The organism is Paenibacillus sp. FSL H8-0315, assembly GCF_038005365.1.
In the GTDB taxonomy this organism is placed as follows: domain Bacteria; phylum Bacillota; class Bacilli; order Paenibacillales; family Paenibacillaceae; genus Paenibacillus_AQ; species Paenibacillus_AQ odorifer.
In genome coordinates this window covers 235,172-248,686 of record NZ_JBBOTA010000001.1, presented here as the reverse complement: position 1 = coordinate 248,686, position 13,515 = coordinate 235,172, and the positions used below count along the sequence as shown (strand labels likewise).

The following is a 13,515-nucleotide window of genomic DNA, read 5'->3' as shown; positions in this document are numbered from 1 at the left end:
GACAGGGGTTACTTAAAAAATGTTACAACAAGGAGAAGTTAGTTATAAAAATTCATTACCAAATCAAGCGTGGACTTGCATGTTATTATAAATATATTCCATATTAATGATTTGAAAAGGGGTTTTGTATTGACTATTATCCGTCATTTTGAACAAGGTGACATGCCATTACTTGGTGAACTTTATAACTCAGTATCTTCAAAGGGGAATGTTGTTTTTTGGTGGGTTGGCACTGAGGAAAATTGGGAAAATGTATATTGCGCTTTCGAGGACGGTAAAATGGTGGCCAAAGGTCAAGTGAGCATCATCAATATTGTGCCACCCGGCCGTACCAAGGATAGCAGACATTCGATCTACCTGAACTTAAAAACAATACCAGAACGTGAAGGCGATTATGATTTATTAGAAAAAGTTTATCAGTCACTCTTATTAAGAGCACTCGAATTAAAAGAAACGTTATCAAAGGATTACAAAACTACTCTATGTGTAGGGAACGATTCGGCAGAAGTCTTGAATACTCAATTTTTCGAAAAAGTGAAGGGCTTCTCTCATTATAATAGCTTATTTAAGATGAAACACAATCTAAGTGATGGCTTGTCTGAACCCACTCTGGCTAAGGAACTTGAATTCGCAACCTGGAATATGGAGACGCCTGAAGAAGACGAGCATTATTTGGAATTAGAAGCTGAGATTTGGCCGGAAACTCCGCTAGGGAAAGAACGGTTAGCTGAATTTAAACAAAATCCGCTCTGGACATCACTTGTTGTTCGAGAAGGGGAGAAGGTTGCGGGTAGCTTAATGGTCTGGCAGGAAGAGAAGGGTGGCTACATCGAAAATGTATTTGTACTTGAGCCATGGAGAAGATCCGGAATTGCTAAGTACATGCTTTTTCAAGCATTGAGCTATTTTAGAACCCACGGACTGGAAGAGGCATGTCTGATGGTGCTTACGGAAAATGATTCTGCATTACAGCTATATGAATCTGTCGGTTTCATTCTAACGAATGAGGAAAGACGCTATCGGATTGAACTATAAAAGTTTTTGTAAGTGAAGGATTACCAAGCAAAGTGCGATAGCTTTTTTGTCGAGCTTAGGTTCGAGGTTAAGGTCGCACTTTATTTGGTAACCCGTTCTGTGAATTATCTGCTAAATGCTTTCATGCCTTTTGCTTCCCATCACATTTCTTACATACGTTAAGCTTTTCACCTGAAATGCCTTTCCCGAAGTACAACAGCTTAATACGTGTGCTGCCACAGATCGGACATGTTCCTCTGGCCCGGGATGGAATGCGCCAAAGTGCTTTGCCACGTTTGTTTTTAGACATGATTTGCCCCCACCTTTACTCTGGATACTCCATCTTATGACCAAGAAGAACTTAAAGTTCGAAGAGCGAAAAGAATAGAAAATCGGATGAAAAAGGGGCAAAAAACACCCTCAAAAAACTGCGTATAACTTAAATTATACGCAGTTTTGATTTTAAGACGTTTTTTTAGGGGGAATGGGGCACTTGGACGAGTAAAACAGGTGGATTTTAAAGGAATATTTTATAAATATCGGATGTCGATATCTTTGAATCTTCCCGCTGACATTTTAGGCATTCTGAATTGCAGGGAACCTTGTTTATAAGTGCCTCTGCTCTGATCTGGAATGACGGGAACTGGCAACTGAATAATCTCGCTATGATCTTTTCCTAAACCTGTTAATTTAATTTGTGTGCGATTGATTTGTGCCCATATACTTTCGGGGTGAATTCCGTTCGGAATACGAATTTTGGTAATCAGGTGATTATGAGTGTCGATATGCTCAAAACTTAAACTTGTGGTTTCGTTCATAAATGAAGAGGAGGTCGCTGCAGTTGCTTCACGGATTACTTTTTCGACATACCCGTCAATTTGGTTAGGATCCAACTTCCACTGTTCTTCAAGAGCTTTCAAGGATAACTTTTTCTTAAAAAAGGGATCTTCATTCATCCAATCTAAAGGGTTCGTCTTATTGGGACTCATAGCTCTGCGCCTCCTACGGTTTTTATCCATTGTATGGGCGTTTGACTTATTCAGTGACATCTGGGCGAATATCTACATAGAATAGCTTATCATTCCGAAAGGAGGAGTGGTTTGGTGGTTTCAATCATCGGCAATATTAAAATCAATAGCGTAGGCCCCAGCTCCACAGTCTTAGTAGGAAATACGGCATCCGTTATCCTGAGCAGCAACTCTAAAATTTATGCCGGTGCCAACTCCTTCTCCATAGGTGACTCCATAGGTACGAATATAACGAATAATGCGGCCAGCAGTACAAATACGATGGATTCAGATGTGGTGGATCAAGTATCACCTCCTTAAGGGTGGGGTTTAAATGAACATTACGGTATATCAATGCATATCGATCTATAATCTAAAAATCGGCACTATCTCTAATTCCTCGGTACTTCAGATTGGTACATCGGGACGAATCAATACTTTGTCTCATAATTATGAGACCTCTGGAGCTCCATCATCGGCTCCAACGACTCCAGCGGAAAAAATGGCTTCACCCCTTGTATCCTTACCGCCAGCGGCGGAACTATATGCACATCTGAATTAGGCTCTTTGTCCCCGCATACAATAAACCATAGGAGGGGGTTGTATGCATCCGTATTACGCTCAGCAGGTTTTTAATACACTAAGATTGCAAGCGGAGAAGATTCAACAGTTAGAGAAGCAGCTTCGCGATTTGCAAGGCGATGTAGACAGCATAAAGAACAATAAATCTGCAAGTATAGGACCTATCAATTATCATTTTGAACAATTAAAAATCGAAAAGCTGGAAGGCACTTTAAATATAGGCATTACACCGAATGAGGGAAACAATCTGGATGAAGCGATGATCAACGGTAAACCTATAGGGGAGCGGGAGGATGGTACAACTGCCTTATCGGATCAGATTCGCCCACAGATTTTGAAGTATGTGCAAGAAGAGGTTCCCTCGCAATTTTCACGTTTAGAAAAAGAGAAGAATTTAAGCATTGATGAGCAATATATCCAAATGGTGACTCAGGATCTGCTGAATCAAATGGATGGACGGATTAACGAGTATGTAAACCAACTCCCTGCCACAGAAGAAGGGCGTGGATACACTGACGAGGAATGCGCTTCTATTGTAGAGCAAATCAAACGAGATATCGTTATGGCAGTAGAGCGGCATTTGGAAATAAATATAACCGGAAGGCGGGAGACGAATGAAGATAACGGTGATCAATAGAGATATTAGTGTCAATGCAGTGAAAGTCGTTTCGATCTCGGGTTCATCAGTATTTTTAGTAGGGGATACTCAATCCATTCATTGCTCCTCGGCGTTTGACAGCGTAATAGAATATACTCAGAGCGCGCCAGATCAAGTCAAAAAAGGCAGTTAACCTATGCACACCTCACGCATACAAGATGTTTATATCAACAATCTGTCCGACAGTTCTATTTTTATATGTGGATCTGTAAACCGGGTTCAATCTAAATTCCTGGGAAGCAAGGAGAATTATCTTTTTAACATAAAGGAGATTAATAATCACCCGAAAGATACTACACTCATAGACATTCCTATCCCTGTATGGACAAAGCAAGGGAATGAAGCGGATGAATTTGTGATATTAAAGGATTCCGTGGAAACAACAATTAATATACAATATATTAAAATTCTATCGATTGGGTCTGGCACGACCTTCCAGATTGGAAACAGCGGGTCAGTTCATCTGGAGAGTCGAACCAGTGAGTTTAAACGAGAAGTGGCTGCAAAAGATGAGGAGTAACAACAACTATTTTAATTCTTTTGGCAGGGAAATCGCGAATATATCGTCCTCCGTCTGGATGTAGAGAATACCATTCGCACTAAATAGTGTGCCGTATTGTTGTGCTCCGGTCTTTACTTTGCCAAGCGCTTTGCCTGTTTCTGCATTTATGATATAGAAGTAGCCATTCTCATAGCCAGCGTAAATCCCCTTACCCAGAAATTGAACGCTAAGCGCGGGACTGTCCGGACCGTTGAAGCTTATAATGCGATTATCGTTCATTTGAACGCCAGTAATCTGTGCATCCTTTTGGAAAAAAGCCATGTTATTTACTGGACCAGCCACCCAATTTCCGTACTCCTCATAACTTTTGGGTTCACTCGCTGTTTCTTGACCTAAGGTAAAGCGGTATAGTGGATGACCACCCCATTGGTCTAAACCTCCATCGACTGTATATAGATACGAGCCTTGAAGTGATGTAAAATAATTACCGAGTCTACTGACATCTTCGAGCGGTTTGTAGTTCTTTTTGGTCTTCGCTTTTCCAGTTTTAACATCTACATGTATCAAGGTCAACTGATAGCCTTTAAGAGGCTCGTTAGAGGCATCATTTGCAGCATTGGCTTGTTCGCGGAGTAATAATTCACCATCCCGGTAAGCAACAAAGCTATAAAATCCCTGAATTCTCCATAACTTCTTGCCTGTAGCCGGATCGAGACCGAAAAACTGTGTGCGTCTATTATCAACGGTACTGGATACTACCAATACCCCGTTATAAAGACCGTCGATACTTCCTACATACATAGGGATGTCTTTATTCTCCCAGATCTTTTTACCAGTGACCGGATGATAAGCTGCAATTCCACCATGCTCGTTCCGGAAGTACAACACTCCGTTAACTAACTCCGCGAAAGCACCGATCTCAATCGGATCTTTGGCAGCCTTAACCTTCCAAAGCAATTTCCCCGTTTGAGCATTAACTTTTACAAGATAACCCTCATAAGTGATAAAGAAAACCGAGTTATTCGTTATAATCTCAGGATTTGTTCCGTTTTTGTAGGACCATTTAACTTTGCCTGTAGTGAGATCGGCGGCCTTTAGTGTCCCGCCTGATGAATAATAGAATAATCCATTTGCAATAGGAGCCAGTTGGCTATAAATTCCTTGACCATCTGCCTTGTCGTGCCATAAGGGTTTAATTGTGGTGATAGAGTCGACGGTTGTTGAAGAGGAGGCAGAGGTTGTTACTGCTGCTTGAGCACTAGACAAATATATACCAGCTCCAGATACGAGCAAGGAGGAAGATATAACGGTCTTTAGGATAAACGGTACATATTTCACGATTTTAGCTCCTTATACATCATTTATAATATATTGACGCAGAGAATGGATATTTGTTTCTCAATTGTAAAAATACACTTGTTAACATAATAAATATTATGTTAACAATAAAAAGCGAATCAGTTTCGCACAAGAATTCTGTGTGAACCAATTCGCCTAGTAAAAGAATATGTCAACAGTTGATTTGTTTAGAAACCTTCACGAAGCCATGTTGTCGCTAACTTGATAGCTCCTTTTTTAGCATGAGTCTCGGCTAAAGGATTCAGCATGACAAAATCATGAATGATGCCTTGGAAGCGGACAGCCGTAACATTCACGCCAGCTTCCCGCAATTTGGCGGCATAAGCTTCACCCTCATCCCGTAGCACATCTGCTTCACCAGTAATGACCAGTGCATCTGGTAAATCCCGCAGCTGTTCTAGGCTAGCACGAAGAGGGGAGGCCGTGATTTGATTACGTTCCTCAGGGTCAGTAGTATATTGATCCCAGAACCATTTCATGCCGTCCCGCTGCAAGAAATAGCTTTCGGCGAATTCATGATAGGATTCAGTATCAAACGAGGCATCCGTTACCGGATAGAATAATAGTTGTTTCGCTATCTTCGGCCCACTCCGTTCTTTAGCCATTAGAGTAATAGCAGCGGCCATATTCCCACCAACACTGTCTCCGGCTATAGAAAGCTTGCTAGTATCTAATCCGTGCTCGCTTCCTTTTTCAGCTGTCCACTGGAGTACTGCATAGATTTCTTCAATAGCTGTAGGATATTTAGCTTCTGGGGAGAGGCTGTAATTTGGGAAAACAATTGCGGCCTCCGCTCCGACAGCTAGTTCACGGATCAGGCGATCATGGGTATGAGCATTCCCAAACACCCAGCCTGCGCCATGAATGTACAGGATAACAGGCAGCGACGCTGATGAGGAGCTTGGGGGACGAACGATTCTTATGGAAACATCACCGTTAGGTCCACCTGGCACCATTAGATCTTCAATATCAACTTCAGGTTTATATATCTCACTGGATTGTACGCTATCTACCGTTTCACGGCCTTTTTCTGGCCCAAGGTCAGGTAGAAAGGGAGGTTTCGCATTATCATCAGCAAATTTTTGAGCAGCTGGCTCAAGAATGATCTTAGTTTTGTTTGGCATGATTTATCGTCTCCTTTGACTGGTCATAGTCTAGTATACCCTCTTCATTCCATAACCATCTAAGCAGCTGCTGAAACGAATGCCAGTTTAGAAGTAGTTAGAGATTTGACGCTATTTGCACATTTATCGCCTATTGAGCACGGTTTCGGACACCAGTACAACTATTCCTTAGGGAGAGGTTCAAACGCAGTTAGAGCCTTACAACACCTTTTGTTGTTCCTCATGCATTTCAGGACCAATCTCTTCAGTGACACGCATCCTCTGTTTACGCTTATTACGGATAATCCAAACGAATACCAAAGTAATGAGTAGCGGATAGCCTATTGCCCAGCCCGTAAAAGGAAACACAGCAGCTGTTGCTAAAAAGGAAATCCAACTTATCGTCACACCTAAGCGACTTCCTTTGAGCAGACGTATTCCTGCAGCACAACCTCCGATATAAGTCAGGATAAAAGTAGCATTCGGAAACTGGATCAGAGTGGTGATGGAGAGGGACCCGCTGCCATACAGCGTCATCACCGATACAAAACAGAGCAGAAGAAAAGCTATGCCACCGATAGGAGTATGATACTGTTTGGATATTTTACCCATCCATTTCGGTGCAGAGCCTTGGCGGGATAAAGCATAAGCCACACGTGAGGCAGCTCCTGCATAGGCAATAATTGTGGCTGTACAGATGAACAGACCGGTAAGTCCGGCAATAAATCCTCCCCAGCGCCCAAGAGGCTGACTAATAATCCAGACGAGTGAAGTGCTTGATCCACCTTTGAGGTAGCTTTGTGTACCAACAGTTGCTAGTGCGGAGAGAAAATATAGAATCCCTACTATAATAGCGGCGATAGTTACTCCTTTAACGGCGGCACGCTGTGGGTCCTTGAACTCCTCAGATAGGTGTGAGACAGCCTCCCAGCCAATAAAACACCAGAATAAGATTGCAGCAGCCTGGCCAATGCTCATCCATCCATGTGGGATAAAGGGAGTGAAGTGTTCGACTTCCATACGGGGCAGTGCAGTAGCAAAGGAGAAGACCAGCACAGCAACAATCGCTATAACTACCGCTATTTGTACCTTTCCAGCCACCTGCATACCAATCCAGTTCGTAATCAGGCCAATGACCAACATAATAGCGGCAATAGTAATTCTTGCAGATTCGTCCCAGCCCATAGCGGCGGTCATATAACCAGCTCCAGTCAGTGCAGCAACAGGTGCGCCAATCGGAACGGACATCAGAAAAAACCATCCTACCAGTGAGCCAGCTTTTGGACCAAAAGCAAGCGTTACAAAATGGGACACGCCTCCAGCGTTAGGGAATTTAGCAGAGAGCAGACCCATTGATAAGGCCATCGGCAAAATCAGCAACGACATAAATCCCCACGCCAGTAATGAAGCGGGACCCGCCATTTCTGCAGCTAAACCAGGAACAATTAAGACCCCAGAACCCAACACAGCCCCGATGTAAAGGGCAATAGCCTGAGGCATGCCAATGTTTTTTTGTAAAGTGTTTGAACCGGATTCCTTCATGTTTTTTTATCCTGCTTTCCTTGTCTTTTGTTCTAGAGTAGCAGATAATAGATCCATTGGAAAAACAGAATTTTTGAATAGTATCCATTCGATATTCCGATGGTTCATTTTCATTTAGGGGGAAATTCATGGAGTCACGTCATCTTTTTACCTTTTTAGTGGTAGTGGAGACGGGCAGTTTTACTAGAGCAGCACAGAAGCTTGATTATGCACAGTCCAGTATTACTGCACAAATCCAAGCACTAGAGTCTGAAATTGGCCAGCCATTATTTGATCGGATCAGTAAAAAGATTATCCTAACCGACGCAGGGCGTCGGTTGCTCCCGTTCGCTCAGGAAATATCCAGAATGCACACTTTAGCAGAGGACGCGTTACGCTCGGATAGTGAGCTTACGGGTTCTTTACGGATTGGGGCTCCTGAATCTCTAGCTGCTTTTCGCTTACCAGGTATTATTAAGGAGTTTCGCGCTAAATATCCGAAGGTTCAAATTCTTCTGAAGCCTGGAGCTTGCTGGGAACTATCAGATTTTGTCCGTTCGGGTGAACTGGATTTAGCGTTCTTGTTGCAACCTGAGACGGAAGATAAAGATTTAAATATAGAAACATTAGTACATGAGCCGATGACGCTGATCGCAGCGCCAGATCATCCCTTATTAAACCTTGCTGAGGTAGAACCCCTTCATTTAAAAGGAGTGACCATACTTCATACTGAAACGGGCTGTTCCTACCGGACTTTATTTGAACGGCATTTGAACAGTTACGGTGTATTTCCTGACCCCACGTTAGAGTTTTGGAGCATCGAGGCGATAAAGCAATGTGTGATGGCTGATCTTGGCATTGCCTTTCTTCCATTAATTACTGTAAAAAATGAACTCTCCGAAGGAAAACTTGCCAGGTTGAATTGGAATGATGAATCACAGCGTGTGGCGACGCAGATCGCCTATCATCATAAGAAATGGAAATCGCCCGTACTGACGGAGTTCTTACTTGCGATACAAAAACATGCTGAGCAATGGAGAAGTCTAATATAGATCAACGTTAACAAGGAGGCTCTAAGGCATGAATGAGTGGTGTGAAGACTACGAAGAAGGGCTGGAGGCCTTTCTCATCTGGATGAAGGATGCCGGGTACACTCCCTATACGCAAAAATCCTATTTAGTAGATGTGAAACAATTTTTAGACAGCCTGAATGGTAAAAAGCTTGAGACGGTGAAGAAGCTGCATGTCATTTCTTTTTTGACCTCTGTCCGCGAACGTGGAGTGAGTGATGCGACCCGTAACCGGAAGCATGCTGCGATTAACTGTTTTTTCAAGGCATTGATCGAGCTGGAATTACTTCAGAACAACCCGGCAGCCGGGATTAAGAAATCCAAAACGGAGATCAATCGTGAGCCGGTCTACTTAGATGAAAGTGATCTGGGTCGGTTTTTATCTTCTATAGATGGTAAATACAAAAAGCGCAATTTAGCAGTTTTTTTGTTGATGTCCTATATGGGGCTTCGGGTGGGGGAAGTCCACACACTGAATTTGAGTGATTATAATGTAGAAAGACATTCCCTCCGTGTGTTTGGGAAGGGGCGTAAATGGCGTAATGTGCCGGTTCCCGAGGATGTAGTGCCTTTTCTGGACTCTGCGTTAGCAGAAAGGTTAGATCCTTGGCGCAGTAAAGAGGAAGCGATGTTCATTTCACAAAAAGGACGCAGGTTGTCGATCCGCGGCATTCAGCAAATTGCAGCAGATACCTTTGATCGTTTCCAAAGGGATGTGCCAGCAGCACAGCGACGTCCGTATTCAAGTCATAAGCTCCGACATTCCTTTGCAACCATGCTGCTGAGAAAAGGGGCAGATCTGCGCACTGTACAGGAACTGCTTGGTCACTCCTCGATCCAGACTACAACCGTATACACACATATTACCAGTCGTGAGAAGGAAGAGGCTATGTCTAAATTGCAAATCCAGCTGTGATAGAAAAGAAAGAAACCTCCTCAGAAAATTGATAACAAAAATAACTTGTTATTATAACGGTATTGATTTATTCTAACAGTTATTAAGAGTTTTTTATAGGAGGTCCTAATCGTGAAGGATGTATTTCTAAAAGGGATGACTTATGGCTGGGGATCAAAACGAGGTGAATACCGTACAGAATATGCAGAAGATTCGATGAGAAAGCTGGCGGAGACAGGAAGTGAATGGATCGCCTTATCTTTTTGGACATGGCAAGACACAGTGCATTCAACAGAAATTCATTATGATTACGGTTACACGGTGACAGATCGTGATCTCGCACATGCGGTACAACTGGCAAAACAGCTTGGTCTTAAAGTTTGTCTTAAACCGGTTGTGAATTCGAGGGATGGCATTTGGAGAGCTAGGATTGGATTTCCGGAAGAGGGAGAGATTTATTGGGCAGCATGGTTCCGTTCTTATACAAATTTCATTAAACACTATGCAGAGTTGGCGGAAGATCTTGAATGTGAGATGTTCTGTATCGGCTGCGAAATGGTAGGCACAGAGTCTAGAACTGCGGAATGGAGACAATTGATTCAAGAGGTCACCAATCTTTATACAGGGCCGATCATTTATAATGCCAATCATGGCAAAGAAGAAGGAATCGAATGGCTGGATGAGGTGGATTTTATCGGAACCAGCGCTTATTATCCGGTAGCTTCCGTGCCGGGAGATTCTTATGAGAATATGCTGGCTGGTTGGGAGCGGCAGAAACCGCGGCTTAAGTCACTGTCTGAGCGATTTGGCAAGCCTCTCGTATTCATCGAGATTGGATGCCGAAGTGCTCATGGATGTGCCACCATGCCATGGGACTTTACATACACAGACTTACCGTATTCAGAAGATGAACAAGCCAACTTCTATCGGTCAGCGCTGGAAGCATTCTGGAATGAACCTTGGTTTGCCGGTTACTTCTGGTGGGACTGGAGCACGAAATTATATGCCTTGGAAGAGGCTTCCATTGACCGTGGTTTTGATATTTATGGCAAAAAAGCCGAACAAGTTCTCAAAGAATATTACAAGCAACCTATCACTAAATAAATTGATAAAAAAGATCCGGAATTTCAGGTGAGCCTGGCCTGCTAAAGGATCTTTTTGTCATTGGCAGGCTAAGTTAATTCGTGTTATATTAAAAACCGTCCTTTTCATAGTGGAGGCAACGCTCCACATATAAAAAGGACGGTTTCTTGTGTCTTTTGTAGTCAAAAAGGGCTGTTTCCAGCCATATTCGCTTACAATTCTAGCTTAGCTATTTCTGCTTTTAGCTTCTCAGCGGATTTCTGGAATAAAGCCTGTTCGGTTTCATTGAGTGGGAGGTCCAGTACCTGTCGAACACCCGAGCGATCTACTACGCAAGGCGCACCGAGATAGACATCCGAAACCCCGTTATAGTTATTTAATAAAGTAGAAACATTCAACACGGCGCCTTCATTATGAAGAATGGAGACTACAATTCGGTCCAGTGCAAGAGCTATTGCATAAGAGGTTGAGCCTTTGGCATCAATAATTTCATAGGCTGCATTCTTGGTATCTTGGAAGATTTCTTCGCGTTCTGCTTCGTCAAAACCAAGATCAATCCCAGCTACATTCGCAAGACTCCAAACCGGAAGCTCTGAATCTCCATGTTCACCGATGATCTGTCCGTGAATACTGCGAGGATCGATTTCTTTGTGAAGACCGATCAAATAACGAAAACGAGCACTATCAAGTACCGTACCAGAACCAATTACACGTCTGCGGTCAAACCCACTTATTTTCAAAGTCGCGTAAGACAGAATATCTACAGGGTTAGTTGCAATAAGTAGAATGGCATGTTGGTTATACTTTGTTATTTTTTCAATGATATCTTTAAAAATCGAAATATTTTTACGAAGCAGATCTATCCGGGTTTCTCCCGGTTTTTGTGATGCACCGGCAGTGACTATAATGATATCTGCTTCACGGCAGTCTTCATAAGTACCAGCCCATAACTTCACACCGCCGACAAAAGGCATGCCGTGATTCATATCCAGTGCTTCGCCAAGTGCTTTCTGATGATTAACGTCAATAAGTACGAGTTCGGGCATACGTCTACGTAACAATAAAGTATAGGCTGTAGTTGTACCAACTGCTCCAGTACCGATAACTACGACCCGATTGGGTTTTGGGGGGGCCATGTCTCCATCTCCTTAATATTTCAAATTTTTGGTTTCAATCTTGTCCATCATAATCGTTAACGGTAGTGTTTTCAAGCTGATCTTATTTAATGCATTACCCTAATTAAGGCCATACTAAAATGTGATTTTTATTTCATTATCTTAGCAAGACTAGACAGGAGAGAATGTAAGTATGGATTTATTTCGTAAAAAGGCTCTACACATACCCACAAGTTCTGAGGGGACGCAGTTAAACAAGACGTTGGGTGCCCTGGATCTAACAATGCTTGGGGTAGGAGCCATTATCGGCACAGGTATTTTTGTAATGACAGGAGTTGCCGCAGCAGAACATGCAGGTCCTGGTCTTATAATTTCTTTTTTACTAGCGGCGTTTGCCTGTGTGCTCTCGGCATTATGTTATTCGGAATTTGCTTCGACCATTCCTGTTTCCGGGAGTGCTTATGCTTATAGTTATGTAGCCTTTGGAGAACTATTAGCTTGGATCTTAGGCTGGGATCTTGTCTTGGAATACGGAGTTGCCGCAGCGGCTGTAAGCAGTGGCTGGTCAGGGTATTTTCAGGGGTTATTAGAGGGCTTTGGGATACATCTCCCAACCGCACTATCGGGGGCTTATAATGCACAAGCGGGTACAATAATAAATCTGCCTGCAGTAATCATCATTTTGTTGATTTCCTATTTACTGACTCGGGGAACCAAGGAAACGGCACGCTTTAACGCAATCATGGTTTTTATCAAAATAGCAGTGGTGCTTCTATTTATCGTAACAGGATTTTTCTATGTGAAGCCAGAGAACTGGACTCCGTTTCTCCCTTTTGGGTACCATGGCGTGATCAATGGCGCGGCCACAGTGTTTTTTGCCTACATAGGTTTTGATGCGCTAGCAACCGCTGCTGAAGAGGTGAAAAGACCCCAACGCGATTTGCCGATTGGAATTATTTCATCCCTTGCTATCTGTACTGTCTTGTACGTTCTTGTCTCACTCGTATTAACGGGTATTGTTCCATATACTGATCTCAATGTTAGTGATCCTGTATCTTATGCGCTTCGCTTTGTAAATCAGGATATGATTGCCGGTCTGATCTCTGTTGGAGCCATTGCGGGAATGACTACGGTACTGCTCGTGATGTTATTCGGTCAAACTCGGCTGTTATTTGCCATCTCACGTGATGGCCTGCTGCCCATAAGTTTATCTAAGATTAATGCTAAAACACAGGTACCTGTACGAAGCACATGGATGGTAGGTATCTTAATAGCTGTGTTAACGGGTTTCATCCCACTGGACCGGTTGGCAAATCTGACAAGCATAGGAACATTGTTTGCCTTTTTTGTAGTGTCTTTAGGGGTAATCGCGCTTAGATATATTCATCCGGATTTAAAAAGAGGGTTCAGAGTTCCTTGGGTACCTTTCATTCCGCTGTTAAGTGCGGCAACTTGTGGTATTTTGATGTATAATCTAGGAAGTGAGACTTGGATTGGTTTTCTAATTTGGACAGTTGTTGGACTTCTAATCTATGCACTATATGGCTATCGTAATAGTAATTTGAATCATAAATAAGATTCAATCCATCCGAGAGGAGAGAGGTTA

General features: G+C 42.9%; 16 protein-coding genes. 10 read left to right on the top strand and 6 right to left on the bottom strand.

Features of this window, described 5'->3' with window-relative positions:
- Nucleotides 1–162 precede the first annotated feature (162 nt).
- Nucleotides 163–1,035 (top strand): GNAT family N-acetyltransferase, encoded by an 873-nt coding sequence (locus tag MHB56_RS00950; protein ID WP_248548853.1) that lies wholly within the window; start codon nucleotides 163–165, stop codon nucleotides 1,033–1,035.
- Nucleotides 1,036–1,156: 121 nt separating this feature from the next.
- On the opposite strand, the gene MHB56_RS00945 is transcribed toward MHB56_RS00950, so the two are convergent.
- Nucleotides 1,157–1,324 (bottom strand): hypothetical protein, encoded by a 168-nt coding sequence (locus MHB56_RS00945; protein WP_169744777.1) that lies wholly within the window; start codon nucleotides 1,322–1,324, stop codon nucleotides 1,157–1,159.
- Nucleotides 1,325–1,544: 220 nt separating this feature from the next.
- Entirely contained in the window at nucleotides 1,545–2,003 is a 459-nt protein-coding gene (locus MHB56_RS00940) for an Hsp20/alpha crystallin family protein (RefSeq protein WP_076126722.1), read from the bottom strand.
- Nucleotides 2,004–2,117: 114 nt separating this feature from the next.
- On the opposite strand from MHB56_RS00940, the gene MHB56_RS00935 reads away from it, so the two are divergent.
- From MHB56_RS00935 to MHB56_RS00915, 5 genes are read left to right on the top strand one after another with little or no spacing between them, the layout of a single operon-like run.
- Entirely contained in the window at nucleotides 2,118–2,342 is a 225-nt protein-coding gene (locus MHB56_RS00935; protein WP_036687577.1) for a spore germination protein, read from the top strand.
- 13 nt (nucleotides 2,343–2,355) lie between these two features.
- Nucleotides 2,356–2,583 carry a spore germination protein GerPB gene (locus MHB56_RS00930; protein WP_076277016.1) on the top strand — a complete coding sequence of 76 codons (228 nt, stop codon included), beginning with the start codon at nucleotides 2,356–2,358 and terminating at the stop codon, nucleotides 2,581–2,583.
- A 42-nt stretch (nucleotides 2,584–2,625) separates the two neighbouring features.
- Entirely contained in the window at nucleotides 2,626–3,240 is a 615-nt protein-coding gene (gene gerPC / locus MHB56_RS00925) for a spore germination protein GerPC (RefSeq protein WP_076126719.1), read from the top strand.
- Entirely contained in the window at nucleotides 3,218–3,394 is a 177-nt protein-coding gene (locus MHB56_RS00920) for a spore gernimation protein GerPD (protein ID WP_111504304.1), read from the top strand. Before gerPC ends, MHB56_RS00920 begins: the two co-directional genes overlap by 23 nt.
- A 3-nt stretch (nucleotides 3,395–3,397) precedes the next feature.
- Nucleotides 3,398–3,781, top strand: coding sequence for a hypothetical protein (locus tag MHB56_RS00915; protein WP_076304125.1), 384 nt, complete (start codon nucleotides 3,398–3,400; stop codon nucleotides 3,779–3,781).
- Between the two features lie 6 nt (nucleotides 3,782–3,787).
- Here MHB56_RS00915 and MHB56_RS00910 read toward each other — a convergent pair whose 3' ends face one another.
- The 3 genes from MHB56_RS00910 to MHB56_RS00900 all read right to left on the bottom strand — a co-directional run bounded on the left by MHB56_RS00910 (nucleotide 3,788) and on the right by MHB56_RS00900 (nucleotide 7,767).
- Nucleotides 3,788–5,101, bottom strand: coding sequence for an outer membrane protein assembly factor BamB family protein (locus tag MHB56_RS00910; RefSeq protein WP_341143154.1), 1,314 nt, complete (start codon nucleotides 5,099–5,101; stop codon nucleotides 3,788–3,790).
- Between the two features lie 188 nt (nucleotides 5,102–5,289).
- Nucleotides 5,290–6,246 carry an alpha/beta hydrolase gene (locus MHB56_RS00905; protein ID WP_341143153.1) on the bottom strand — a complete coding sequence of 319 codons (957 nt, stop codon included), beginning with the start codon at nucleotides 6,244–6,246 and terminating at the stop codon, nucleotides 5,290–5,292.
- Nucleotides 6,247–6,444: 198 nt separating this feature from the next.
- The gene (locus tag MHB56_RS00900; protein ID WP_076310591.1) at nucleotides 6,445–7,767 is read right to left on the bottom strand and encodes an APC family permease; all 1,323 of its coding nucleotides are present in this window, start codon (nucleotides 7,765–7,767) and stop codon (nucleotides 6,445–6,447) included.
- Nucleotides 7,768–7,895: 128 nt separating this feature from the next.
- Between MHB56_RS00900 and MHB56_RS00895 the strand changes: the two genes are divergently transcribed.
- From MHB56_RS00895 to MHB56_RS00885, 3 genes are all read left to right on the top strand, one after another.
- A complete protein-coding gene (locus MHB56_RS00895; RefSeq protein ID WP_076133707.1) occupies nucleotides 7,896–8,798 on the top strand; it encodes a LysR family transcriptional regulator in 903 nt (300 codons plus the stop codon).
- A 28-nt stretch (nucleotides 8,799–8,826) separates the two neighbouring features.
- Nucleotides 8,827–9,732 (top strand): tyrosine-type recombinase/integrase, encoded by a 906-nt coding sequence (locus MHB56_RS00890; protein ID WP_076106781.1) that lies wholly within the window; start codon nucleotides 8,827–8,829, stop codon nucleotides 9,730–9,732.
- A gap of 111 nt (nucleotides 9,733–9,843) precedes the next feature.
- Nucleotides 9,844–10,815, top strand: a complete 972-nt coding sequence (locus MHB56_RS00885) for a glycoside hydrolase family 113 (RefSeq protein WP_248548697.1) — start codon at nucleotides 9,844–9,846, stop codon at nucleotides 10,813–10,815.
- A 191-nt stretch (nucleotides 10,816–11,006) separates the two neighbouring features.
- On the opposite strand, the gene MHB56_RS00880 is transcribed toward MHB56_RS00885, so the two are convergent.
- The gene (locus MHB56_RS00880; protein WP_036687562.1) at nucleotides 11,007–11,930 is read right to left on the bottom strand and encodes an L-lactate dehydrogenase; all 924 of its coding nucleotides are present in this window, start codon (nucleotides 11,928–11,930) and stop codon (nucleotides 11,007–11,009) included.
- Between the two features lie 172 nt (nucleotides 11,931–12,102).
- On the opposite strand from MHB56_RS00880, the gene MHB56_RS00875 reads away from it, so the two are divergent.
- Nucleotides 12,103–13,485: an amino acid permease gene (locus MHB56_RS00875; protein WP_076302576.1), complete on the top strand. Its 1,383-nt coding sequence runs from the start codon at nucleotides 12,103–12,105 to the stop codon at nucleotides 13,483–13,485.
- Nucleotides 13,486–13,515: the final 30 nt, after the last annotated feature.